Origin of the sequence: Clostridium sp. 16K-1-R1 (genome assembly GCF_023921145.1) — a bacterium.
In the GTDB taxonomy this organism is placed as follows: Bacteria; Bacillota; Clostridia; order Clostridiales; family Clostridiaceae; genus Sarcina; species Sarcina perfringens.
On the sequence record NZ_CP046515.1, the window covers coordinates 1,047,123 to 1,071,222 of the forward strand.

General features: G+C 28.1%; 17 protein-coding genes. 14 read left to right on the forward strand and 3 right to left on the reverse strand.

The window, feature by feature from the left end; genetic code table 11:
- Positions 1-418 precede the first annotated feature (418 nt).
- Positions 419-811, reverse strand: coding sequence for a DUF5684 domain-containing protein (locus tag GOM42_RS04555; RefSeq protein ID WP_078233468.1), 393 nt, complete (start codon positions 809-811; stop codon positions 419-421).
- A gap of 313 nt (positions 812-1,124) precedes the next feature.
- Between GOM42_RS04555 and cloSI the strand changes: the two genes are divergently transcribed.
- The 4 genes from cloSI (at position 1,125) to GOM42_RS04575 (ending at position 7,554) form a co-directional block, all read left to right on the forward strand.
- Complete coding sequence (gene cloSI, locus GOM42_RS04560) at positions 1,125-2,693, forward strand: clostripain (RefSeq protein WP_252597716.1); 1,569 nt, start codon at positions 1,125-1,127, stop codon at positions 2,691-2,693.
- Positions 2,694-2,963: 270 nt separating this feature from the next.
- The gene (locus GOM42_RS04565) at positions 2,964-3,731 is read left to right on the forward strand and encodes an ABC transporter ATP-binding protein (protein ID WP_078233470.1); all 768 of its coding nucleotides are present in this window, start codon (positions 2,964-2,966) and stop codon (positions 3,729-3,731) included.
- Complete coding sequence (locus tag GOM42_RS04570) at positions 3,721-5,766, forward strand: ABC transporter permease (RefSeq protein ID WP_078233471.1); 2,046 nt, start codon at positions 3,721-3,723, stop codon at positions 5,764-5,766. The genes GOM42_RS04565 and GOM42_RS04570 overlap by 11 nt, the downstream gene beginning before the upstream one ends.
- Positions 5,767-6,015: 249 nt before the next feature.
- Positions 6,016-7,554, forward strand: coding sequence for a glycoside hydrolase family 31 protein (locus tag GOM42_RS04575; RefSeq protein ID WP_096071633.1), 1,539 nt, complete (start codon positions 6,016-6,018; stop codon positions 7,552-7,554).
- A gap of 251 nt (positions 7,555-7,805) precedes the next feature.
- Here the strand turns inward: GOM42_RS04575 and GOM42_RS04580 are convergent, their stop codons facing one another.
- The gene (locus GOM42_RS04580; RefSeq protein WP_011590400.1) at positions 7,806-8,108 is read right to left on the reverse strand and encodes a Dabb family protein; all 303 of its coding nucleotides are present in this window, start codon (positions 8,106-8,108) and stop codon (positions 7,806-7,808) included.
- A gap of 261 nt (positions 8,109-8,369) precedes the next feature.
- Between GOM42_RS04580 and GOM42_RS04585 the strand changes: the two genes are divergently transcribed.
- The 4 genes from GOM42_RS04585 to GOM42_RS04600 all read left to right on the forward strand — a co-directional run bounded on the left by GOM42_RS04585 (position 8,370) and on the right by GOM42_RS04600 (position 14,932).
- Positions 8,370-9,512 carry an alanine--glyoxylate aminotransferase family protein gene (locus GOM42_RS04585; RefSeq protein WP_011590401.1) on the forward strand — a complete coding sequence of 381 codons (1,143 nt, stop codon included), beginning with the start codon at positions 8,370-8,372 and terminating at the stop codon, positions 9,510-9,512.
- Positions 9,513-9,676: 164 nt separating this feature from the next.
- Positions 9,677-10,594, forward strand: coding sequence for a hypothetical protein (locus GOM42_RS04590; protein ID WP_003477206.1), 918 nt, complete (start codon positions 9,677-9,679; stop codon positions 10,592-10,594).
- A 204-nt stretch (positions 10,595-10,798) separates the two neighbouring features.
- Entirely contained in the window at positions 10,799-11,338 is a 540-nt protein-coding gene (gene rbr, locus GOM42_RS04595) for a rubrerythrin (RefSeq protein ID WP_003477208.1), read from the forward strand.
- 525 nt (positions 11,339-11,863) lie between these two features.
- Positions 11,864-14,932, forward strand: a complete 3,069-nt coding sequence (locus tag GOM42_RS04600) for a glycoside hydrolase family 38 C-terminal domain-containing protein (protein ID WP_110077324.1) — start codon at positions 11,864-11,866, stop codon at positions 14,930-14,932.
- 256 nt (positions 14,933-15,188) lie between these two features.
- Here the strand turns inward: GOM42_RS04600 and GOM42_RS04605 are convergent, their stop codons facing one another.
- Entirely contained in the window at positions 15,189-15,746 is a 558-nt protein-coding gene (locus GOM42_RS04605) for a GNAT family N-acetyltransferase (RefSeq protein ID WP_003480605.1), read from the reverse strand.
- Positions 15,747-15,985: 239 nt separating this feature from the next.
- Between GOM42_RS04605 and GOM42_RS04610 the strand changes: the two genes are divergently transcribed.
- The 6 genes from GOM42_RS04610 to GOM42_RS04635 all read left to right on the forward strand — a co-directional run bounded on the left by GOM42_RS04610 (position 15,986) and on the right by GOM42_RS04635 (position 24,027).
- Positions 15,986-17,158: an iron-containing alcohol dehydrogenase gene (locus tag GOM42_RS04610; RefSeq protein WP_078233473.1), complete on the forward strand. Its 1,173-nt coding sequence runs from the start codon at positions 15,986-15,988 to the stop codon at positions 17,156-17,158.
- A gap of 314 nt (positions 17,159-17,472) precedes the next feature.
- Positions 17,473-18,534, forward strand: a complete 1,062-nt coding sequence (locus tag GOM42_RS04615) for a sugar diacid recognition domain-containing protein (protein ID WP_025648713.1) — start codon at positions 17,473-17,475, stop codon at positions 18,532-18,534.
- Between the two features lie 146 nt (positions 18,535-18,680).
- Positions 18,681-19,940, forward strand: a complete 1,260-nt coding sequence (locus tag GOM42_RS04620; protein WP_003465956.1) for a GntP family permease — start codon at positions 18,681-18,683, stop codon at positions 19,938-19,940.
- 223 nt (positions 19,941-20,163) lie between these two features.
- Positions 20,164-21,285 carry a glycerate kinase gene (locus GOM42_RS04625; protein WP_078233474.1) on the forward strand — a complete coding sequence of 374 codons (1,122 nt, stop codon included), beginning with the start codon at positions 20,164-20,166 and terminating at the stop codon, positions 21,283-21,285.
- A gap of 592 nt (positions 21,286-21,877) precedes the next feature.
- Complete coding sequence (locus GOM42_RS04630; protein ID WP_078233475.1) at positions 21,878-23,314, forward strand: DEAD/DEAH box helicase; 1,437 nt, start codon at positions 21,878-21,880, stop codon at positions 23,312-23,314.
- A gap of 254 nt (positions 23,315-23,568) precedes the next feature.
- Positions 23,569-24,027, forward strand: coding sequence for a hypothetical protein (locus GOM42_RS04635; RefSeq protein ID WP_003454082.1), 459 nt, complete (start codon positions 23,569-23,571; stop codon positions 24,025-24,027).
- Positions 24,028-24,100 lie beyond the last annotated feature (73 nt).

A 24,100-nucleotide genomic window follows, 5' to 3' on the forward strand; every position in this document is an offset into this window, starting at 1 on the left:
TTTTTGTTTTAGGAAGCATACTCAATGGTAAAGATGCAGGAATAATGATTATAGGATGGGCTACAATATCAACTGTTATTTTTGCACATATACTGTTATAGATAAAATAGATAAGAACTTTAATAAATAAAGAATTATTTATACCGTATTATTCTATATTGGATATGCGGTATTTTTTTATCTAAATTTAGAAATTAAGAGAAGTGAAATATATGATAAATAATCAAATAAGTTTTTTTGATAAACCTAAAATAAAGTTACTAGAAGATTAAACAAGGCTCCATCATCTATTAACTAAAAATAGCGTTCATGAGGTTTTTATGGAGAAAAATGATAGTTATATTGTGTGTTAATATATAGAAGGTTCTACGGAGGTTATAGGAGAGGGGTTAAAGTTGAATAAAAAAAGCAGGGCAATTTACCCTACTAATTCATTTTGATATTCCCAAGGTATGGATCCTACAAACTTTCTATCAGATAGGACTATATACCAGAATGCTATAAGTGCAAATATTATTCCTATGATTGTAGAAAGTAATCCGAATCCAAAATTTTTAAAAATTTTATAAAGTACAATTATAGTAATAATAATATTTAAAATTGGTATAAATGTAAGAATAAAATACCAATAAGACATACCAGCTAGGTGAAACATTTGTAATTCACCGAGGATTGGTATAAGCATCATCCAAGGATTTTTTAAATTGGCCTTCTTAGCCATGGCATAAGAAGGATAAACTTTTATTAAATAAATAATTAATAAGATAAGAAAACTACTTGAAGTGTAAGTAAATTCTTTAAAGTAATACATATAATCAACCTCCTATTTGGTTGATTATATCATAAGTGTAAATAAAATGTAAATAATTGCGATTGTATAATTTTTAATATTAAGGAATGAAAGAATTGGAATTGTTATATGAACTAATAGCTGTTCATAATATTCCCGAAAAATTAAATACTTTTTGTATATTTATAAACTTAAATAATAGATTATTATAACCAGTTATGTATAAATTTTGACCAGTTATGCAAATTGTATTGAAAATTTCATATATTAAATTAATATTAAATTAGTATTAACTTAATGTTAACTTAATGTTAATTTTCAGAGGGGGATGTATATGTTTAAGAAAAAGTTATCATTATTGATGGCTACTATTACCATTGGTAGCGTTCTATTAGGAGGAGCTTCAACAGTAAGTGCTGCTCCAAGACACAAGCATAAAACTGTATCAGAGAAAATTAAAGAGGCTGAAAAAACTGAAGGTGATAAAAAACTAACGGTTATGGTATATGCTGATTGTGATAATAACCTAGAAGAGTACATACTTAATGATATTGAAGAAATGAAAGAGGGTTATAAAAATAATCCTAATCTAAATATTATAGTATTAGTTGATAGAATTCCTGGTTATTCTAACGATTCAAAAGTGTTAGGTTCTAATTTTGAAGACACAAGACTTTATAAAATAGGTGAAAATTCTGCTGAAAGAATTAGTGGAAAAAGTGAATTTCCAGAGATAACTACTACAAGTAATTATGAAGCTAACATGGGAGATGCAAATACTTTAAAAAAATTCATTAAATTCTGTAAAAAGAACTATGAAGCGGATAAGTATATGTTAATCATGTCTAACCATGGTGGTGGGGCCAAGGATGATAAAGATATAGCTAGTACTGTAAATAAGGCAATATGCTGGGATGATAGTAACAACAAAGATTGTCTTTATACTGGAGAGTTTTCAGATGTACTTACTAAAGATGAATCTGTTGATGTTTTAGTATTTGATGCTTGTTTAATGGGAACTTCAGAGGTAGCTTATCAATATAGACCTAATAATGGAAGTTTTGAAGCAAAAACACTTGTTGCATCATCTCCAGTTGTTTGGGGGAATGGATATCCTTATGACAAAATATTTTCACGTTTAAGATCTACTAAAGGTGAAAATGGAGAAGTTGATTCCACTTTAGGAGGCAAAGAAAAAATATTTAATCCATCACTTGTTACAAATAATGAACTTGGTGCATTATTTGTAGAAGAGCAGCGTGATTCTGTAAATAGCTATGGAGTAACTAGTCAACAGCTAAGTTGCTACGATCTTTCAAAAATTGAAAAAGTTAAAAAATCAGTTGATGCTTTAGCTAGAAATTTAAGTAAGAATAATAAAAAGGATGCTATTGAAAGTTTAAGAGGTACAGGGAAAAATGCACCAACTATGCATTATTTTAAAGCATATGATGAATATGAATGGATTGAATATCCATATTTTGATTTATATGATTTATGTGAAAAAATTAGCTTAAGTAATGAATTTGATGAAACAACTAAAAAATTATCAAAGAATGTTATGAAAAATGTTGACCAATTAATTTTATATTCATTTGGAGGAAAAGAGTTTAAAAATTTCAAAGAAGGTAAAAATGGTATAAGTATTTTCCTTCCTGATGGTAATAGAAATTATTATGATCAATATTCAGGACAAGCAATACCACATTGGGCTATTCAAAGATGGTACAATCCTTTAGACACTAATGCTTGTAGATTAAGAAGTGGATATGGAAAACTAGCATGGTGTAAAGATGGATTAGATTCAAAAATAAATAAAGTTGGTAACTGGTTTGAACTTTTAGATTCTTGGTTTGATAAAGATAATACTTCATTTGGTGGATATAATAGATATAGATATTAAAAGATGATTTCTTAAGATTACATAAAAGAAATTAAGTTAATTAATAACTCTACTTATAAGATTTAAGTAGAGTTATTTCTTTTTTGTAATTTTTATAATAATATCTTGAATATCACAATGATTTTCTCATTTGAACTTCTATTATTTATTAAATATTTTCTTCTAAGGAAACCTTACAAAATTGTAAGGTGTATGAAAGATAAATAAATATGTGATTTCTATTAAAGAGGATAAAATAACATTGTAAAATGAAACGAGGAGGAACAGAATATGAAAAATATTTTAAGTGTAGAAAATATAGAAAAGTATTATGGAAACAAAGATAACATAACAAAAGCAATAGACAATATTAACTTTAAGGTTGATAAGGGTGAGTTCGTTGGAATAATGGGACCATCAGGAAGTGGTAAAACAACATTACTTAATTGTATATCAACTATAGATAATGTTACTACAGGAAGTATAGTTATTAATGGAAAGGATATTACAAAATTAAAATCAAAGCAATTAGAGAAGTTTAGAAGAGATGAATTAGGATTCATATTCCAAGATTTTAATTTATTAGATACCTTAACAGCTTATGAAAATATAGCTTTAGCATTAACAATACAAGGTAAAAAGCCTAAGGAAATAGATGCTCTTATTAAAAAAGTTGCAAAGAGTTTAGGGATAGATGGAATATTAAATAAATTCCCATATCAAATATCAGGTGGACAAAAACAAAGGGTTGCTTCAGCTAGAGCAATTGTTACTAATCCATCATTAATATTAGCAGATGAGCCAACAGGAGCTTTAGATTCAAAGTCAGCTAGAATGCTTTTAGATTCTTTTGAAAGTTTAAATAAGGACTTAGAAGCTACAATACTTATGGTAACTCATGATGCTTTCACAGCAAGCTATGCTCATAGGATTTTATTTATAAAAGATGGAAAAATATTTAATGAATTAGTAAGAGGAACAGATTCAAGAAAAGAATTTTTTGATAGAATTATTGAGGTTATAACACTTCTTGGAGGGGATGATAGGGATGTATTTTAAGATTGCTTTAAACAATGTTAGAAAGAGTTTTAAAGATTATTCAATATACTTTCTAACATTAACTCTTGGAGTATGTATATTCTATGCATTTAACTCCATAGGAGATCAAAAGGCCTTTTTAGAATTTGGAAAAAGACAGGCTGAGTATATAAAAGTATTACAAGGGTTAATATCTGGAATATCTGTATTTATATCTTGTGTTTTAGGTGGATTAATTCTTTATGCAAATAACTTTTTAGTTAAAAAACGTAAAAAAGAATTAGGTATATATATGACCCTTGGTATGGGAAAAAACAAAATTTCAAAAATACTTACATATGAGACAGCATTAGTAGGAATTATATCATTAGTTGTAGGTTTAGGAGTAGGTATAATAGTTTCTCAAGGAATATCTGCTTTTGCAGCTAAATTATTTGAGGTATCTCTAAGCAATTATAAATTCTTATTATCAACTGATGCTATTTTAAAAACTATTTTATACTTTGGTATAATTTTTATCTTAGTTATGCTTTTTAATACTTTTGTAATTTCAAAATATAAACTTATAGATATGTTAACAGCTGCTAAGAAGAATGAGGATATAAAAATAAAGAATCCTATATTAACAGCAATAATATTCTTTATATCTTTAGGATTATTAGGAGTTGCGTATAAATTAGTAATTAAAGTTGGATTAGATCCTACAAATAGTATGTTCTTAGTGTCAATAGTATTAGGAGTTTTAGGAACATTACTGTTATTCTTTAGTTTAGCAGGATTTGTTTTATATGTTTTACAAAAGAATAAGAATGTTTACTTAAAAGGATTAAATATTTTTGTGTTAAGACAAATGAATAGTAAAATAAATACTAACTTTTTATCAATGACAGTAATATGTCTTATGTTATTCTTAACAATAAGTACATTATCAACTGGATTAAGCTTTAAAAATGCTTTAGAAAAAGGATTAGAAGCTACAACTCCATTTGACGCATCTGCTACTTACTATGTTGATGAGGAGAGTAAAATAAAAACTGCTGAAGAATCAATAAAAGAGTTAGGATTTAAATTTAATCCAGAGGATAAAATTGTTTCATATAATGAATATAAATTAGAAAAAACTAATTTAGAAAGCTTATTAAATAAAAATGCAGAAGGTAAAAATAAAAAAGAGATAGTAGAAGCAATGACTTATAAGGGAACAAATGCCATAAGTATAAGTTCATATAATGATATAAGAGCTTTAAGTGGTGAAAAATCAGTAAGTTTAGCTAATAACGAAGTATTAATTTCATCTAACTTAGGTGAAGTAGAGAATACTTTAAAAAATATTCTTAAAAACAATGAGAAAATAGAAATTGATGGTAAGGAATATAAGGTTGCCAATAATGCCTTAATTGGAGAGGAAAAAGTTATAAAAGAGGCATTTGAAAGTACTGGAATGACAAATAACTTTTTCACTTTAATAGTGCCAGATAATATTGTTTCTAATTTAAAGCCTATTGCAAATAAAATTAATCTAAACTTCCCTAAAAATTCAAATGAGGAAGAAAGAGTACAAAAATTATTCAATGAATATAGAGATGGAGTTGTTGATTCAAGTAAATATGGTTTTGTAAATGGATATACAAAAGCACGTATTTATGAAGATAATAATGGAATGACAAATATAGTATTGTTTATAGGAATATATTTAGGAGTTATATTCTTAATATCAAGTACTGCTGTCCTTGCTCTTCAACAATTATCAGAGGCTAGCGATAGTATTGATAGATATAAATCCTTAAGAAGAATTGGTGTATCTCAAAAGATGATAAATAAATCAATATTTACACAGGTTAGTATTTATTTTGGATTACCATTAGTTGTAGCTTTAGTTCACTCAGTAGTAGCAATAAAAGTTGTAAATGGATTCCTAACTATGTTTAATAGACCAGATATAGGGGGTTCATCCTTAGTAACTGCCTTAATAATGGTAATTGTTTATGGTGGATATTTCTATGCAACATATACTGGATATAAATCAACAGTAAAAAATGCTTTAAAGCAAAAATAATATAATAAAAATAGTTAAGGAGCTTGAATTTAATCAAGCTCCTTAAATTATATTCTATTTAAAATATAATTTATATTTACCCTATTATTCATATTAAACTCCTTGTATAAATTAATAAAAAATAACTTTATATTTTCTAGATATAAATTAACTTAAAATGAAAAGAAAAGCTAAAATATAATTATTGATAAATTTTACAAATTATGTTTTTATAAAAGTATAATTCAATAAATTGAGAGGGTAGGTTATATGGGGAAGTTAAAAAGTTATATTTTTAAAATGTATGAAAATGAATATTGGTATGGGCCTGTGGTTAATGATGGCATAAAATATCCACTTAATTTTAATTCTAAATATGAAGTGGATATCTATCCAAATAAGAGTCCTAATAAGGTTAATACAATATTACTTTCTAATAAAGGAAGATATATATGGTGTGATTCAGGATTTGTTTTAAAAGTTTATAGTGGGGTTATAGAAATCTTAAGTGAAAAATCTGTTCCACAATTGTATGAAGAGGGAGAAACTTTAAAAGAAGCTTTTTTACATGCAGCAAATAAATTTTTTAAGCCTAATGGTAAAGTACCACCTAAGCGTTTTTTCACTAAACCACAATATAATACTTGGATTGAACTTTTATATGATAAAAGAGAGGAAAAAATATTAGAGTATGCTAATTCTATAATAGAAAATGGTATGCCTAAGGGAATAATAATGATTGATGATGGATGGAGTGATTATTATGGAAGATGGAAATTTAATGGTGAAAAGTTTAAAAATCCTAAAGGAATGATAAATAAATTACATGAGTTAGGTTTTAAGGTAATGCTATGGACATGTCCCTTTATTACTCCTGATACACAAGAATTTAGATATTTAAGAGATAGAGATTGTTTAGTAAAAAATAAAGATGGCTCTGTTTCAATAAAAAAATGGTGGAATGGTTATTCAGCAGTACTAGACTTAACAAATCCTGAGGCAGTTAAATGGTATTTAGATCAAAATGATTTTTTGATTGAAGAATATGGAGTTGATGGATTTAAATTTGATGCTGGAGATGCTAGTTTTTATAGTAATGATGACTTAACATATAAGAAAATAGAGGCTAATGAACATAGTAAGCTTTGGGCTTTATTAGGAGTAAACTATGAATTTAATGAGTTTAGAGCTTGTTTTCAATGTGCAGGATTACCTTTAGTACAAAGGTTAGCAGATAAAAATCATAGTTGGGAATATAATGGTGTTTCATCACTTATTCCTAATCAGCTAGCACAGGGGATTTTAGGATATTCATATACTTGTCCTGATATGATTGGAGGGGGAGAATATCTTAACTTTTTAGAAAATAGTTCTAATTTAGATGAAGAATTGTTTGTAAGGTATGCTCAATGTGCAGCCCTTATGCCAATGATGCAATTTTCAGCAGCACCTTGGAGAGTATTATCTAAAGAAAATTTTGAAATTTGTAAAAAAGCAGCTTGGGAGCATGTTAAATACTCAGAATATATTTATAAGTTAGCAAAAGAATCTAGTAGAAGTGGAGAGCCAATAGTTAGATATATGGAGTATGAATTTCCAAATGAAAATTTAGAAGAAATTAAAGACCAATTTATGTTAGGAGAAAAATATATGATAGCACCTAATATAAAAAAGGGAGCTAGAAAAAGAATAGTAAACTTTCCAAAGGGAAAATGGAAATATAAAAATGATGAATTTATTATAGGGCCAAGGATTAAAGAATTTAATTCACCCTTAGAAGAGATTCTAATTTTTGAAAGAGTAAATTAATAAATTGGATTAAAATAACTTTTTATAAAGCTTACAAACATATTAAGAGAATTACTAGATTTTAAGTAAAAGTTCAAATTTTTAATTTGGATTCTTGAACTTATAAAGTGGAACTTTGAGAGATTGTATTCCTAAGAAATTAACAGTCTCAGCTTTTTAAAGCAATATCTTCTACTTAATAATTTAAAATCTAAAGTTCATCTAGATATTCTCTTAATATTGTTTGTAAGCTTTATTATTATGTTATGAACTTAAACTTCGTAATCTACAACAACTCTTGATGATGCTACTTTTTTTACAAAAGAACCTGCTTTAACATGGTCAGGATTCTTTTGATATGAATCTAAATCCTCTAAAGAATTAAATGTTGAATATAAAACCACATCATAAGCTTGCTCTGATTTATTAACATCTATTCCTACTTCAATATCAACTATTTCATTAATTTTTCCTTTTAAATCTTCTAGTGAGTTTTTTATTATTTTAGCGTTTTCATCTTTAGAGTTTCCTTCAGCTTCATCTTTTAATTTCCACATTACTATATGCTTTATCATAAAATCATCTCCTAGTTTAAATGTATTTCTATAAATTAATTATATACTAATACCTTTTATAATAAAAACACGAAATTAAGAGTTTGGTGTAAAGGGAAATATCAAAATTTATAAAAGTTTTTATTTTTGAATTTTATTTAATAGTTACTTTTATATACATCCCTTTTTAATTTTTGTATTGTATCGATTCTATTGGTGATTTTGAATAGTTGTGTTATTTTTTATACAAGAGAAAAATGAGAGTGTTTGGAGGAATGAATTATGAATTGTAATAAAACTATTTATACACCAGGGCCTACTAATTTAAGAGAAAATGTAAGAAGAGCAAGAGCTTTAAAAACTACAAATCCAGATGTTGATGTGGATTTTGTTGAGTTCTATAAGGAAACTTGTGATAGGTTTGGAGAAATTATAAATACTAAAAATGATTGCTATATACTTTCTGGAGAAGGAATTTTAGGGTTAGAAGCTGCCTGTGCATCCTTAACTGAAAAAGGAGATAAGGTTTTAGTTTTAGATAATGGGCTATATGGAAGATGGTTTGATGGCTTTGTAACCATGTATGGGGGAGAAGTAACTTATTTTTCAGGAGATTATACTAAAGAGATTGATGTTGAAGCTTTATCTAAGTTTTTAGAGAATAATAATGATTTTAAATATGCTACAGTTGTTCATTGTGATACTCCAACGGGAGTATTAAATCCTGTTGATAAAATTTGTCCATTACTTAAGAGTTATGGAATTTTGACAGTTGTTGATTCTGTCTCTGCTATGGTAGGAGAAGAATTTAAAGTTGATGAATGGCAAATTGATATAGCCCTAGGTGGCTCTCAAAAGGCATTTTCAGCAGAGCCAGGACTTACTATGGTTAGTATAAGTGATGATGCAAGAAAGGTTATGGAAAATAGAGAAACACCTATTGTAGGTTTTTATTGCAATCTGAATATATGGAAAAATTATTACAAAGATAAGTGGTTTCCATATACAATGCCAATAAGTGATATTATTTCTCTTAGGGTTGCTATAGACAATATTCTAGAAGAAGGAAAAGAAAAAGTTATTGAAAGACATAGAAAAATTGGAGAAGCAACTAGAAAGGCAGTAAAAGAATATGGATTAGATTTATTCTTAAAAAATGGATATTCAAATACAGTTACAGCTGTGGAAATACCAGAAGAAATAGGTGCTTTAAACTTAAGAAATCATCTAAATAAAAAATATAATGTACTAATTTCAACATCCTTAGATAAATATGAAAATAAATTATTAAGAATTGGACACATGGGGGAAAATGCAAATATAGAAGATATAACCTATGTCCTAAATGCTATAGACAAGGCTTTAAAAGATTTAGGCTTTTCAAGTGAAAAACAATTAGATAAATTATTTATAGAAAATATTTAATAGGTCTTACTAAAATAATTAATTTGTATTTAAGTGCTTAATAAAGGAAATATTATACCTTTATTAAGCATTTTTTATGTTTGTATAAATTTAACAGTAGATTTAAAGTTACGATATAAAAAAATGATATCATGTAGAAAATGAAATAGTAAGGAGAGTTTTCAATGAAATCAAAGAGAGTGATAGTGTACTCATTAATTGGAATAGTTTTATTTTCTATAGTCATTTTTATTGGATTTAAGTTAAAAGATGAATCAAATAAAAAAACAAGTAACTTTGAAAAAATTTTAGAAGTAAATAGAAAATTAGAAAAAGAAAATGAATTAAGTGGAGGTTTTCCATACACACTAGAGTTTTTAGATTACAATATAACCATAAATTCAGTAAAAGTATTTGAAGACTATGCATTATTTGATTATTCAGTAAAAAAGATTGATGGAGGATATATAAACAGTACAGATGTTAATATTACTGGAAATGTGAACTTTAAAGGGAGAGAATTTTATATATCTTCAAATGATGTTGAAAGAAGATGGGAATATTCTAGTGTACGTATTATTTCAACTGGACAAATAATTGCTAAAGAAAATAAGGATTCACCTGCAAATTTAAGCTTTTCAATTAATGCTAGATCAGCTGATGGTAGTTATATAGCGAAGTCTGTATCCATAAAAGAAGAAGTTTATTTAACAGATGAAGATTATTTAAGTTTAAATAAAAAAATTACTTTTGATAATGTTGATTTTGAAATTCGTAGTTTATCAAATTTTGAATTTGGTTCATTACTGTATATTTTTGTTGGTAATAAGGATGAAGAGGAATGTAAAAGAATTGCAAATCAATATTCCGTAAAGTTAATAAGTGGAGATTATGAAAGAAGTTTTGATTTAGAAAAATGGGTTGGGTTTACTGAGTTAGCCATAAGAAAATATAGTAGTATTGATGAAAGATATAATAAGGATTCAAAGCATGATCAGTTTTATATGTCAAGAATGTTCTATAACTTAAATGAAGTCCATAGAGATAATATGGAAGTTTATTTAATTAATAATAGAACTAAAGAGGAAATACGTATTATATAAAAGCTTAATAAATTGAAATTATTTATAGATTTTTTAATTCAACCTTACTATGTATTTATTAATGAGAAGTTTGTTTTATTTTAGCTAAAAATTTTAACTTTAAATTTAGAATATAAAACCTCAAAAAGGGAAAAATTAAATTGTATTGATGTTTATTAGAAATAAGATCGATAGACTATAAAATTAAATTTTGAGGTGGAGTTCATGGATTTAAAAGGAAGTAAAACAGAAAAGAATCTTTTAACAGCCTTTGCTGGAGAGTCACAAGCTAGAAATAAATATACTTTCTATGCAGAGAAAGCTAGAAGAGAAGGATATAATAAGATAGCTGATATCTTTGAAGAAACTGCTCATAATGAGATGGCTCATGCAAAGATTTGGTTTAAATTTTTAAATGATGGTACAGTTGGAGAAACTTTAGATAATCTAAAGGATGCAGCTGGTGGAGAAAACTATGAATGGACAGATATGTATGCTGAGTTTGCTAAGGAAGCAAGAGAAGAAGGTTTTAATGAAATAGCATTCATATTAGAAAAAGTAGGAGAAATAGAAAAGCACCATGAAGAAAGATATTTAGAATTATATAATCTATTGAAGAATGGTGAAATATTTAAAAAAGATGAAAAACAATTATGGAGATGTCAAAACTGTGGATTTATTTTAGAATCAACAGTAGCACCAGAAAAGTGCCCTGTTTGTCATCATCCAAAAGCATACTTTGAACTAGTTTGCGATAAATTCTAATTATAGTATTTAATAAGGATTAAATTATATTGTTTTATAGAATTAACTTCTTCCGCAAATTAGCATATTACCTATAAAAGATTTATTTTAATTCTTTTTAAATAAATTGAGATCAAGGTTTAGGTTTTAAGATTTCTTCCTATCCTTGGTCTTATTTATTTTATACCTTTTTTATTTCTAGGATAAAAATTATTTTTAGAAGAAAAGTTTAAAATATAAAATTAAAAAGTTTTATTTGAATTTAATTTTAGTTATTTAAAGAATATAGAAATTAAACTGTTAAAAATATAATCTAAATTTAAAATTTAAAATTATAATTTAAGAGATTTTAAATTGAATTTCAATTATTAAAAATATGAACTATAAAACTAATATTTGTCCACTTTACACTTAATTGCTTATAAGATATCTTTAAAATAGAGAATTTAGATGAATCGAAAGAAAAGAAGCCCATTAATTTAATTATTAAGGTAGGATTCTAAAGATTTATTTTATGATTTTTAAATTTATCAAGGGGTGAGATGAATGTTATTTCAGATAAATGAACGCAAGAATATTGTAAACGGTTTGTGTGAGAAGCTAGAAAAGGCAATATACAATGTGGTTGCGCCTTTAGAAATAGATATGTATATAACTAATGAGCCAGTAAGTTATGAAAATAGACTAACTGGAGAGCATAAAAAAGGAATTATAGGAGAGTCTTGGGGAGAACTTTGGGACTGTGGTTGGTTTAACTTTAAGGGAGAAGTACCTAAAAGTTATGAAGGAGAAAAGATTGTCCTTTTAATAGATATAAGTGGGGAAGCCTTTGTGGTAGATAAGAATGGAAATCCTATGAGAGGGCTTACAACTTTAAATTCAGAGTTTGATTTAAGCTTAGGAATGCCAGGTAAGAGAGAGGTTCCTATGTTTGAGAGAGCTGAAGGTGGAGAAGTTATAGATATATGGGCAGATTGTGCATGTAACGATTTGTTTGGTAAATATAGAGATAATGGAATTATAAAAGATGCATATATTGCAACTTGTAATGAAGAAGTAAAGGCTCTTTACTATGATGTAGAGGTTTTACATGAACTTATGAATCAATTACCAGAAGATAGTGCTAGATATAATACTATATTAAATGCTCTTTATGAAGCATCAAAGGTATTAAGTATTAAAACTGGAATGAGTGGATGTGATTTCTTAAAGGACGGAGTTGTTACTCAACAAGAAGTTACAATCTTAAATGAAGAAGAAGTTAAAAAAGCCAGAGAAATTTTAAAGAAAGAATTAGATAAAAAAGGTGGAGATCCTTCACTTTCAGTTTCAGCTATTGGACATGCTCATATAGATTTAGCTTGGTTATGGCCAATAAGGGAAACTATAAGAAAGGGAGCTAGAACATATTCAACAGTTTTAGCTAATATGGAAAAATATCCTGAGTATGTATTTGGAGCAAGCCAACCTCAAATTTATCAGTGGATGAAAGAATACTATCCAGATTTATATGGAAGAATTAAAGAAAGAATAGAAGATGGAAGATGGGAAGCTCAAGGAGGTATGTGGGTTGAACCAGATACTAATGTTCCATCAGGAGAATCTTTAGTAAGACAATTATTATATGGAAAGAGATACTTTAGAGAAGAATTCAAAAAGGAAATGGATACTTTATGGCTTCCAGACGTATTTGGATATTCAGCAGCTCTTCCACAAATTCTTAAAAAGAGTGGTGTAGATTATTTCATGACAATTAAATTATCATGGAACAATTATAACCAATTTCCACATCATACCTTTGTTTGGGAAGGATTAGATGGAAGTAGAGTATTATCACACATGCCACCAGAGGGAACTTATAATAGTTCAGCTGCACCAAGGGCTGTTGCTAAGTCAGAGAAAGCCTTCTTAGATAAAGGCTTATCAGATGAATGCTTAATGCTATTTGGAATTGGTGATGGAGGCGGTGGCCCAGGAGAAGAGCATTTAGAGAGATTAAGAAGAGAAAGAAATATAAATGGAATAGCTCCTGTTAAGCAAGAACCTTCAAGCAATTTCTTTAAGAGAATAGAAAAAGATATAGATAAATACAGTGTGTGGAGTGGAGAGTTATATTTAGAGAAACACCAAGGAACTTACACTACACATGGTAAGAATAAAAAATATAATAGAAAGATGGAAATAGCTCTTAAGAACTTAGAGTTAGCAGCAATGCAAGCTAAAGTTTTAGGAAAGGGAGAATATCCTCAAGATGAAATAGAAAAAGTTTGGAAGGAAGTTCTTTTATATCAATTCCATGATATTTTACCAGGATCATCAATAGGAAGAGTTTATGACGAGTCAGTAGAAGCCTATGAAAAGATGCTTGCTAAGGTAGAAGGAATGACTGAAAAGTTATATAGAGATATTTTAGAAAGTGCAGATAGCAAAGAAGAGGGAGCTATATTAGTAAACTCTTTATCATGGAGTAGAGAGCAATGGATTAAGCTTTATGATAGATGGACAAAGATTAACTTAAACTCTTTAAGTGGAGAAACAATCAGAAAAGAAGAAATTGAGCCATATTGTGAAATTTCAACTTTAAAAGTTTCAGAAAATAACTTAGAAAATGGATTAGTTAAAGTTGAGTTTAATGAAAATGGAACAATTGCAAGAATTTTTGATAAAGAATTAAATAAAGAAGTCTTAAGAGATGAAAAAGGAAATGAACTTAGAGTTTATGAAGATAATGGAGATGCTTGGGACTTCTCAGGAGTTTATGAAGATAGACCATCTGAAATTTTTGAGTTAGTAAAATCAGAAGTTATTGTAGATGGACCAAAGGCAACTATTAAGCAAAATTATAAATATGGAGATTCTACTTTAGTACAAGAAATAAGCATTTTAGAAGGTAGTAAGAGAATCGACTTTAAAACAAAGGTTGATTGGAAAGAAAATGGTAAGATGCTTAGAACATCTTTCAATACTAATGTTTATACTAGAGAGGCAGATTGTGAAATACAATTTGGTACAATAAAGAGACCTACTCATGGAAATACTTCATGGGATATGGCTAAGGGTGAAATATGTGCTCAAAGATGGATAGATTTATCACAAAGGGATTATGGAGTTGCTTTAATAAATGATTCTAAGTATGGACACAATGTCTCAGAAACTAAAATAGACTTAAATCTATTAAGAAGTCCAGGATATCCAGATTCAAATGCTGATAGAGGAGAGCATGAATTTACTTATTGCTTATTCCCACACAGAGGAGACTATATTGAAGGAAATGTTGTTCATGAAGCTCATGAAGTTAATGCTCCAATACAAGTAATTTATAGTGAAAACTTAGGTGAAAACCTAGTTAAAGAAGCAATGGCTTCAATAGATTGTGAAAATGTAATAATTGATACAATTAAAAAAGCTGAAGATGGTGACCAAATGATAATCAGATTATATGAGTGTCATGGAGAAGATGCTAAGGCTAAAGTTAATATAAATGTTCCATATGAAAATATAGAAATGGTTAACTTAATAGAAGATAGCATAGATGGAAAGGAATTAAACAAAGAAACAATGCACCTTACATTTAAACCATTTGAGGTTCATACTTTAAAAGTAACATTAAAGTAGTTAAGAATTTAAAGAGTATTAAAACCTTTAAAAAACTTTAAACTTTAAATTATAATTAAGAATTTAAGTAATATTTATATAGAAGGATAATACTAACAGATAATAAGGGAATTAAAAGAAACACTTCTAATTACTTAAAGAAAATGGTAAGCATAGCTTGCCAAGGGGGAAATTAGGTATAAGGAAAAGGCAACCTTTGAGGGAGGGTTGTCTTTTTTGTTTGATTAAAAATTGTATTACTGAATTTTTATAGTACTTACTCTAAATCTGTTTTTAATAGAGCATATTGAGCTATATCAAAAAATTCACCTTTATTATCCTTTCTAGCTTTTCTAAGTATGCCCTCAAATTTCATGCCACATTTTTTCATAACTTGTCCAGACGCAGGATTAAGAACATGGTGTATTGCTTCTATTCTTGTGAAACCACATTGAAATAAATAAGAAAGAACTTCTTTTAAAGATTCACTTACTATTCCTTTATTCCAATATTTTTTGCTAAGACAATAACCTATGTGAGCTTGTTCTAAATAATTGTCAATAAATACTGCACCAATACTTCCAATAACCTCATTTGGATTTTCTTTTAAGGTTATTGCCCAGTGATAGTTTTCATCAGATTCATAGGCTTTAATCCAATTATCTAAGCATTCCTTAGTCACATTTAAATTTCCGTGAGGAGTCCAAGACAGATATTTTGTAACTTCAGGATCATTTACCCAGTTTTTAAACATATTTTCAGCATCATCATAACAAAAAGGTCTAAGAGTTATTCTTTCCGTTGAAATGCATTTTGTTCCTTTATGATTTATCAAATTAATCACCTCTCATAAGAATAATTTAAATATATTATATACTTTAAAATGTATATTTCAATATTTTCCTATTATATTGTTGGTTTTTATTTTAAATTTATGTGAATATACATATTTTAAACATAATTAGAGTTTTAAAATATATTTATAGAATCTTTTACTTAAAATAAAAAGTGATATATAATATTGTAAACGTAATTAATTTAAATAATATGGAAAAAAGAGAAAGGGTGAGTTAAATGAATAATTTTACTTTTTATAATCCTACTAAAATTAACTTTGGTAGAGGGGTTGAATCCTCTGTTGGAGAAGAGATTAAAAGCTTAGGAGCTAGTAAAGTACTTTTTCATTATGGTGGAGGAAGTATTAGAAAAAATGGGTTATATGATAGAATTTTAGACTCTTTAAATAAAGCAGGATTACATGTAATAGAACTTGGAGGAGTTAAGCCTAATCCTAGATTAAGTTTAGTTAAAAAGGGAATAGAACTTTGTAAAAATAGTAAAGTTGACTTTATACTTGCTGTTGGGGGAGGAAGTGTTATTGACTCAGCTAAAGCCATAGCTCTTGGTGTTCCTTATGATGGAGATGTATGGGATTTCTTTACTAAGAATATTAAAATAGAAAAAGCTTTACCATTAGGTACAGTATTAACAATACCAGCGGCAGGAAGTGAATCAAGTTCAGGAACTGTTATAACTAATGAAGATGGATGGTATAAGAGATCAACAGGATCACCACTTTTATATCCTAAATTTTCAATGTTAAATCCAGAACTATGTGTTACTTTACCAGAATATCAAATAGCAGCTGGAAGTGCAGATATTTTAGCACATTTAATGGAAAGATATTTCACAAACACAAAGAATGTTGAACTTATAGATAGATTAATTGAGGGAACAATGAAAACAGTAATAAATAATGTTCCTAAGGTATTAAAAAATAAGGAAGACTATGATAGCTTTGCAGAGGTTATGTGGGCTGGAACAATAGCACATAATAATCTTTTAAGCACAGGAAGAGAAACAGATTGGGCATCACATAATATAGAGCATGAATTAAGTGGAATATATGATGTTACTCACGGAGCAGGATTAGCTGTTATATTACCAGCTTGGATGAAGTTTGTTTATAAACATGATTTAGATAGATTCAACCAATTTGCTACTAGAGTATTTGATGTTCAAGTTGAAGATAAAACTAAGGAAGAGGTTGCCTTAGAAGGAATTAAGAAACTTGAAGAATTCTTCAAATCAATAAATCTTCCAGTAACTTTAAAAGAGTTAGAAATAGGTGAAGATAGATTAGAAGAAATGGCTAAAAAATGCACAGATAATGATGAGTATACAGTAGGTCATTTTGTAGAATTAAACACAGAGGACATCCTTGAAATATACAAATTAGCTTTATAGGATATTTTACCCTTAAGAAAATAAATAATAGCAAGTAGGAAAATAACTATATGTAAAATAGTATGGTATGTATCAAAATAACTTTTTAATAAAACTTTTAACTATGTTATGAGAATTAATAGATTATATATTTTATAAGTTTTATTATTTAGTTTTGATACATATCCTTTTTTATTTTAAGTATTGTAAATGTTTAAATATTTTGCTAGTATCAGTTTATCTAAGCTTATAGAGAATACTCCAAAGTGTAATTATGGGAGGTTCAAAGAGAGGAGGAGTTAAGTATAAACAGGGAATATACTTAGCGCAATATAATGTTAAATAGGGAACTGGCTCAAAATATAGTTAATAAAATGATGGAGGTTATTCCTTACAATGTAAACATAATGAATCATAAGGGAGTAATAATAGGTAGTGGTGATTCAAGTAGAATAGGAATGATACATAATGGTGCTTTAGAAGCCTTAAGGGTAAAAAAGGTGGTTGAAATATCTAAAGATGGGGACAAGGTGAAATCTGGAGTTAATTCACCTATATTTTTTAGAGAAAAAGCTATAGGGGTTATTGGTATAACAGGAAATCCTAAAAATGTTAGGCAATTTACACAGCTTGTAACTGTTACTGCTGAACTTTTAATAAATCAAGAATACACTTTAAATAAACATATAGTTAAAGAAAGATTGAAAGAAGAGTTTATTTATGAATGGCTTTATTCAAAAGAGGCCTATGACTTAGAATTCATTCAAAGGGGAGCTAATGTAGGTATTGATATATCCTTAGATAGAATAATACTTGTATTGGAGTTTCAGAAAGATCAATTTAAGGAAATAATTAAAAAAATAAAAAGGTTCATAAAAGAAGATGAGTACTATATAAATTTAACTTCAAATAGAATAGTTGTAATTTTATTAGATAATAATTTGCTTTATAAAAGGTTAATGGAATTAAAGGAAATTATGAGTGACACAAATTCTAAGATAGGATTAAGCTCAAAACATAAAATTATATCAAAATCTATGAACGAGGCAGTGGAAGCAGTAGATATAGGAAGTAAATTATATAAAAATGAGTTCTTTTATGATTATAAAAAAGTAAAGGTTTTTAGTTACTTAGATAATTTTTTAGATGAAGAGGAATGGAAAATTATTAAAAACAAGATATTAGAGGAAAATATGGGAGAAGAATTATTAGAAACCTTTATATCTTATATGAAACATAGTGGAGAGAGAAAAAAGACCGCAGAATCTTTACATATACATAGAAATACATTAAATTATAGACTAGAGAGAATTGAGGAAATAACAGGCTTAAGCTTTGATAATTATTTAGATTTATTTCAATTTTTGATTGCATATATAGTAAGTCAATTAAAATAAAAAAAGGTTTTCTTTGTGCGTTTGCATAAAGAAAACCTTTTTATTTTAGTGATATTAAATAATGATTTTGAATATGAAAACTTATACAATGAAAATCGTCAATATAAATAAGAATAAATGAGTTTAATAAGAAGGAGGAATTTATTGTGAATGTAACAGTTACAGCTTTAGGTGCAGTAATTGCATTAGTTATTGCAATCACTCTTATCATAAAAAAGGTTCATCCAGCATACGGACTTATATTAGGAGCTTTAATAGGTGGACTTGTTGGTGGAGCAGGACTAACAGGGACAGTTAATTTAATGATGGATGGAGCAAAAAATATGATGCCTGCTATCCTTAGAATACTTACAGCAGGGGTACTAGCTGGGGTTTTAATTGAATCCGGAGCGGCAGCGAAGATTGCAGAGACAATAGTTGAGAAGATTGGAGAATCAAGAGCTCTTATAGCCTTAGCAATAGCTACTATGGTTTTAACAATGGTTGGGGTTTTTGTAGACGTTTCAGTAATAACAGTATCTCCAATAGCTTTAGCAATAGCTCACAAATCAGGTTTAAGTAAACCAGCTATATTATTAGCCATGGTTGGTGGAGGTAAGGCAGGAAATATAATGTCTCCAAACCCAAATACCATTGCGGCAGCAGATAATTTAGGAGTTTCATTAACTAATGTTATGATAGCAGGTATAGTACCAGCTATATTTGGAGTTATAATTACATGTATATTAGCAAGTAGAATAAAACAAAAAGGTTCTTTAGTAGAATCTGATGAACATATGAAAGAGTTAACAGATATGCCTGGATTTTTACCAGCAATGGTTGGACCATTAGTAGCAATAATCTTATTAATGTTAAGACCAATAGCAGGCATTGCTATAGATCCATTAATAGCTTTACCAGTAGGTGGTATATGCGGAATACTAGCTATGGGAAAAATTAAGCATATTAACAAATATGCAACATATGGACTAGCTAAGATGAGTGGAGTAGCTATACTTTTAATAGGTACAGGTACTTTAGCGGGAATAATTGCTAACTCAGGATTAAAGGATGTTATTATAAGTGGAATAAACGCTTTAGGATTACCGAGCTTTATGTTAGCTCCAGTTTCAGGAATACTTATGTCAGCGGCAACTGCCTCTACTACTTCAGGAACAGCGGTGGCTACATCAGTATTTGGACCAACAATTGTTCAATTAGGAGTGGCACCACTTGCTACAGCAGCTATGATACATGCTGGGGCTACAGTTTTAGATCACTTACCTCATGGAAGCTTCTTCCACGCTACTGGTGGAAGTGTTTCAATGGACATGAAGGAAAGACTTAAACTTATACCATATGAATCTTTAGTTGGATTAACAATGACAATTGTATCAACTATAATATTTGGAATAATATTAAAATAGTTATTTAATAAATAAAGAAAAGTTTTAACTATATGCTTATTATCGCTAATGTATAAATATTTTGTTACTTTATAATAAAGAAAATTTTTAGTAAGGTTTAATTTAAACTTAGTATGAAATTTATTAACTTTTAAGAATTATGATTTAAAATAGAGTTTTTAGTAAAAGCACAGTGGATTTTAAAATGAAAAGTTAAGATAAAATCTAGTAGGAGGAAATAAAGATGAAATTTGTATTAGCACCAGATTCATTCAAGGAAAGTATGACTTCAATGGAAGCCTGTAATGCTATGGAAAGAGGAATTAAAAAGGTCTTTAAAGATGCAGAATGCATAAAGGTTCCAATGGCTGACGGTGGAGAGGGAACTGTAGAAGCCTTAGTTCATGCTACCTTTGGAAGAATAGAAAGAGTAAATGTTACGGGACCTTTAGGAAACAAGGTGGAAGCTTTTTATGGAATTTTAGGTAATGGAAAGACTGCTGTTATAGAAATGGCTAGTGCTTCAGGGATTCAACTTGTTAAGAGAGAAGAGAGAAATCCTTTAATAACAACAACTTTTGGAACTGGAGAGCTTATAAAGGCTGCATTAGATCAAGGAATAAAACATTTAGTTATAGGAATAGGTGGAAGTGCCACTAATGATGGAGGATGTGGAATGCTTCAAGCCTTAGGTGGAAAACTTTTAGACAAGGATGGAAATCAAATAGCCTTTGGTGGAGGAGCATTAAAAGATATAGAAAGTATTGATTTAAGTTCTTTAGATGAAAGATTAAAAGAAGTATCAATAGAAGTAGCTTGTGATGTAACTAATCCATTAGTAGGGGAAAAAGGAGCCTCAGCAGTATTTGGTCCTCAAAAGGGAGCAACTAAAGAAGTGGTTAAAGAATTAGATAATAATTTAGCTCATTACGCTTCTGTAATAAAAAAAGACCTAGGAAAAGAAGTTTCACACATAGAAGGTTCTGGTGCTGCTGGAGGATTAGGTGCCGCTTTATTACTATTAGGTGGAGAATTAAAAAGAGGTATAGAGCTTGTAATAAAACATACAGAGTTAGCTGAAAAGGTAAAGGGAGCAGACTTTGTATTTACTGGTGAAGGAAGTATAGATGATCAAACTATATATGGAAAAACACCAATGGGAGTTGCTACTGTGGCTAAGGAGAATGGAGTTTCTACAATTGCCTTTTCAGGAAAGGTTGGAGAGGGAATAGAAGACCTTTATGAAATAGGTATAAAGAGTATATTTAGTATAATGACTGGAGTTTCAACTTTAGATGAAGCTTTAAAAGAAGGAAGTAGAAATTTAGAATTAACAACTGAAAATGTAGTTAGACTTTTAAAATAAAGTTTATGGGCGTGTATCAAAATAACTTTTTATAAAAATTATAAACATATTCCGAGAATTACTAGATTTCGCTAAGAATTTATAATCATTACTTCGAAAATATCACTAAAGCTTCGAAACTTGCTACGCTTCGAACAGTCTCAGCTTTTTAACGTGATATTTTCTACGTAATAATTTAAATTCTAAAGCTGATCTAGATGTTCTCTTCATACTGTTTATAATTTTTATTATTATATTTTGATACAGCCCCATAGAGTGAAAATAAAATTTAATACTTGCTTAAAGATAGATAGTTTAAGGTGAACATAAGCAATAAAAAATATATTGTTTGTGTTCACTTTTTTATTATAAAGAAAATTCTTTATAATAAGATATTTTAAAATATATAAGTTAATAAAGTAGAAAACATAGTATTATGTTATTTTTTTAATCTTAAGAATTTTAACTGTTTCCCTCTTTATGATATATGGAAAAATGTAATGTTATCTTATTTTCTTAGGATTTTAAAAATTAAAATTAGTAGAAAAAATGAATATATGGTATAACTATAAGAAGACTAATAAAGTTTTAAAAAAGGAGATAAACATAATATATGAAATTTAATGAATTAAATTTAAGTGAGGATATTATTAAAGCACTTAATAATTTAGGATATAAAAATCCATCAGAGGTTCAGGAAGCTTCTATTCCAAAATTATTAAAAGGTGAAGATATAATAGTTAAATCTCAAACTGGTAGTGGTAAAACTGCAAGTTTTGGAATACCTGTTTGTGAAAAGATAAATATTGAAGAAAAAAAGGTACAGTGTCTAGTTTTAACACCAACTAGAGAGTTAGCAATTCAAGTTAAAGATGAACTTTCTAATATAGGAAGAATAAAAAAGGTTAGATGTGCGGCTATATTTGGGAAACAACCTTTTAATGAGCAAATTAGAGAGCTTAAACAAAGAGTACATATAGTGGTAGGAACTCCAGGAAGAGTATTTGATCATATGGAAAGAGGCACTTTAGACTTAAGTGAAGTAAATTATGTAGTCATAGATGAAGCTGATAAAATGCTTTCAATGGGATTTATTGATCAAATAAAGGACATATTAGGAGAATTAAGATTAAACAAAACCACTGCATTATTTTCTGCTACATTTTCTAAGGAAATAGAGGAAATATGTGAAGAGTATATGAGAAATCCTATGCTTTTAGAGGTTAAATCAAAAGTATTTAATAGGGATAGAATAGAAGAAAGTGCAATTGAAATAGAGAAGAAAAATAAGGGGAAAGCTTTATGGAAATGCCTTTATGCTTATCATCCAGAGAGTGCTATAGTATTTTGTAATACAAGAAATAAGGTTAAGTCTGTTTACAAAATGCTTAAGGATGAGGGAATAACTTGTAATGAACTTCATGGAGATATGGAGCAAAAGAAGCGTATTGAGGTTATGGAAAACTTTAGAGATAAGCACTTTAAAGTATTAGTTTGTACTGATATAGCAGCTAGAGGAATTCATGTAGATAGTATAGAACTTGTTATAAACTATGAGGTTCCAATGGAAACAGAAAGCTATGTTCATAGAATAGGAAGAACCGGTAGAGCAGGAAGAGAAGGAAAGGCTATTACCTTTGTAAATCATTATGAGAAGAAATATTTAGAGAATGTTGAAGAATATATTGGTTATGAAATAAAAAAAGTAAGTCTTCCTTCTGATGAAGAAGTTAAAGCTGGAAGAAAAATATTTAAGGAAAGTCAAAAGGTTCAATTAAAAGAGAGTAAAAAACCTAAGAAAGAAGTTCATGGTGATATAGTTAAAATACATGTTAATGGCGGAAAGAAAAAGAAAATAAGAGCCTTTGATATTGTTGGATGTTTTAGTAACTTACCAGGTTTAACAGGAGAAGATATTGGAATAATAGATGTTCAAGATGGTTTCTCTTATGTTGATATATTAAATGGAAAAGGTGATAAAGTTTTAAAAAGCTTTAAGGAAGTTACTATAAAGGGTAAAAAAGTTAAAATACAAAAAGCAAGAAAATAAAATTATTATATACGATTTAAGATAAAATACATTTAAGTTATATGTTGTATTTAAAGTACATGTAAAAATAATAGTGACTTATAAGTTTTTACTTTGAAAATATTATGATTAATTTAATTATAAAAATAGTTATAATGTTAAATTGTTTTGAAGTATATAATGACCATGTAATATGTGGTAAAATTAAAGTAAGATATAGTAAAATATATCTTACTTTTTTTAAAAGGAAATTTTATTTTTGAGAGGTGGTCTGTATGAAGAAAAAGGTTGCTATCTCTATTACAACTTTAGTAATAATATTTTTAATATCTATAGTATATCTAGGGTTGTATCATAATGACTATGTTGGAGAAAATAAGTCATTAAACAAAGAAGTTATAAGTATTATAGAAGGTGAAGAGGATAAAAAGCTAGACTTAATTTCTTTAAATAAAAATATAGCTTTTGAATGGGATGAGGTTTATTTAATAGCTCCATACCAAGATGTAAGCGATTTTTTTAAAGAGATGAATGCTTACGCACCAGAAAAAACATACACCTCAGAAATAAATGATGTGTACATGCTAGCTTTTACTAAGTATTCTGACAAACTAGGGAAAAACAAACTAATAGAATATACTTATATACCAGGAACTTATATCGATTCTGAAAAATTAAAAGATATGGAAGTTATAAATGGAAATTATTATTATGCAAATGATAATTTAGTTTAGATTTTAAAGCTCTAAGTTTAAAACTTAGGGCTTTTTTTAATTAAGAATTAATTTAAAAATAAAAATATTAATA

What these genes read in the sequence shown, in the direction of transcription:
- GOM42_RS04615 (WP_025648713.1), top strand. Translation starts at nt 17,473, where the DNA reads ATGTTAAATAGGGAACTGGCTCAAAATATAGTTAATAAAATGATGGAG.
- GOM42_RS04625 (WP_078233474.1), top strand. Translation starts at nt 20,164, where the DNA reads ATGAAATTTGTATTAGCACCAGATTCATTCAAGGAAAGTATGACTTCA.
- GOM42_RS04635 (WP_003454082.1), top strand. Translation starts at nt 23,569, where the DNA reads ATGAAGAAAAAGGTTGCTATCTCTATTACAACTTTAGTAATAATATTT.
- GOM42_RS04590 (WP_003477206.1), top strand. Translation starts at nt 9,677, where the DNA reads ATGAAATCAAAGAGAGTGATAGTGTACTCATTAATTGGAATAGTTTTA.
- GOM42_RS04600 (WP_110077324.1), top strand. Translation starts at nt 11,864, where the DNA reads ATGTTATTTCAGATAAATGAACGCAAGAATATTGTAAACGGTTTGTGT.
- GOM42_RS04580 (WP_011590400.1), bottom strand. Translation starts at nt 8,108, where the DNA reads ATGATAAAGCATATAGTAATGTGGAAATTAAAAGATGAAGCTGAAGGA.
- GOM42_RS04555 (WP_078233468.1), bottom strand. Translation starts at nt 811, where the DNA reads ATGTATTACTTTAAAGAATTTACTTACACTTCAAGTAGTTTTCTTATC.
- GOM42_RS04630 (WP_078233475.1), top strand. Translation starts at nt 21,878, where the DNA reads ATGAAATTTAATGAATTAAATTTAAGTGAGGATATTATTAAAGCACTT.
- GOM42_RS04610 (WP_078233473.1), top strand. Translation starts at nt 15,986, where the DNA reads ATGAATAATTTTACTTTTTATAATCCTACTAAAATTAACTTTGGTAGA.
- GOM42_RS04565 (WP_078233470.1), top strand. Translation starts at nt 2,964, where the DNA reads ATGAAAAATATTTTAAGTGTAGAAAATATAGAAAAGTATTATGGAAAC.
- rbr (WP_003477208.1), top strand. Translation starts at nt 10,799, where the DNA reads ATGGATTTAAAAGGAAGTAAAACAGAAAAGAATCTTTTAACAGCCTTT.
- GOM42_RS04575 (WP_096071633.1), top strand. Translation starts at nt 6,016, where the DNA reads ATGGGGAAGTTAAAAAGTTATATTTTTAAAATGTATGAAAATGAATAT.
- cloSI (WP_252597716.1), top strand. Translation starts at nt 1,125, where the DNA reads ATGTTTAAGAAAAAGTTATCATTATTGATGGCTACTATTACCATTGGT.
- GOM42_RS04570 (WP_078233471.1), top strand. Translation starts at nt 3,721, where the DNA reads ATGTATTTTAAGATTGCTTTAAACAATGTTAGAAAGAGTTTTAAAGAT.
- GOM42_RS04585 (WP_011590401.1), top strand. Translation starts at nt 8,370, where the DNA reads ATGAATTGTAATAAAACTATTTATACACCAGGGCCTACTAATTTAAGA.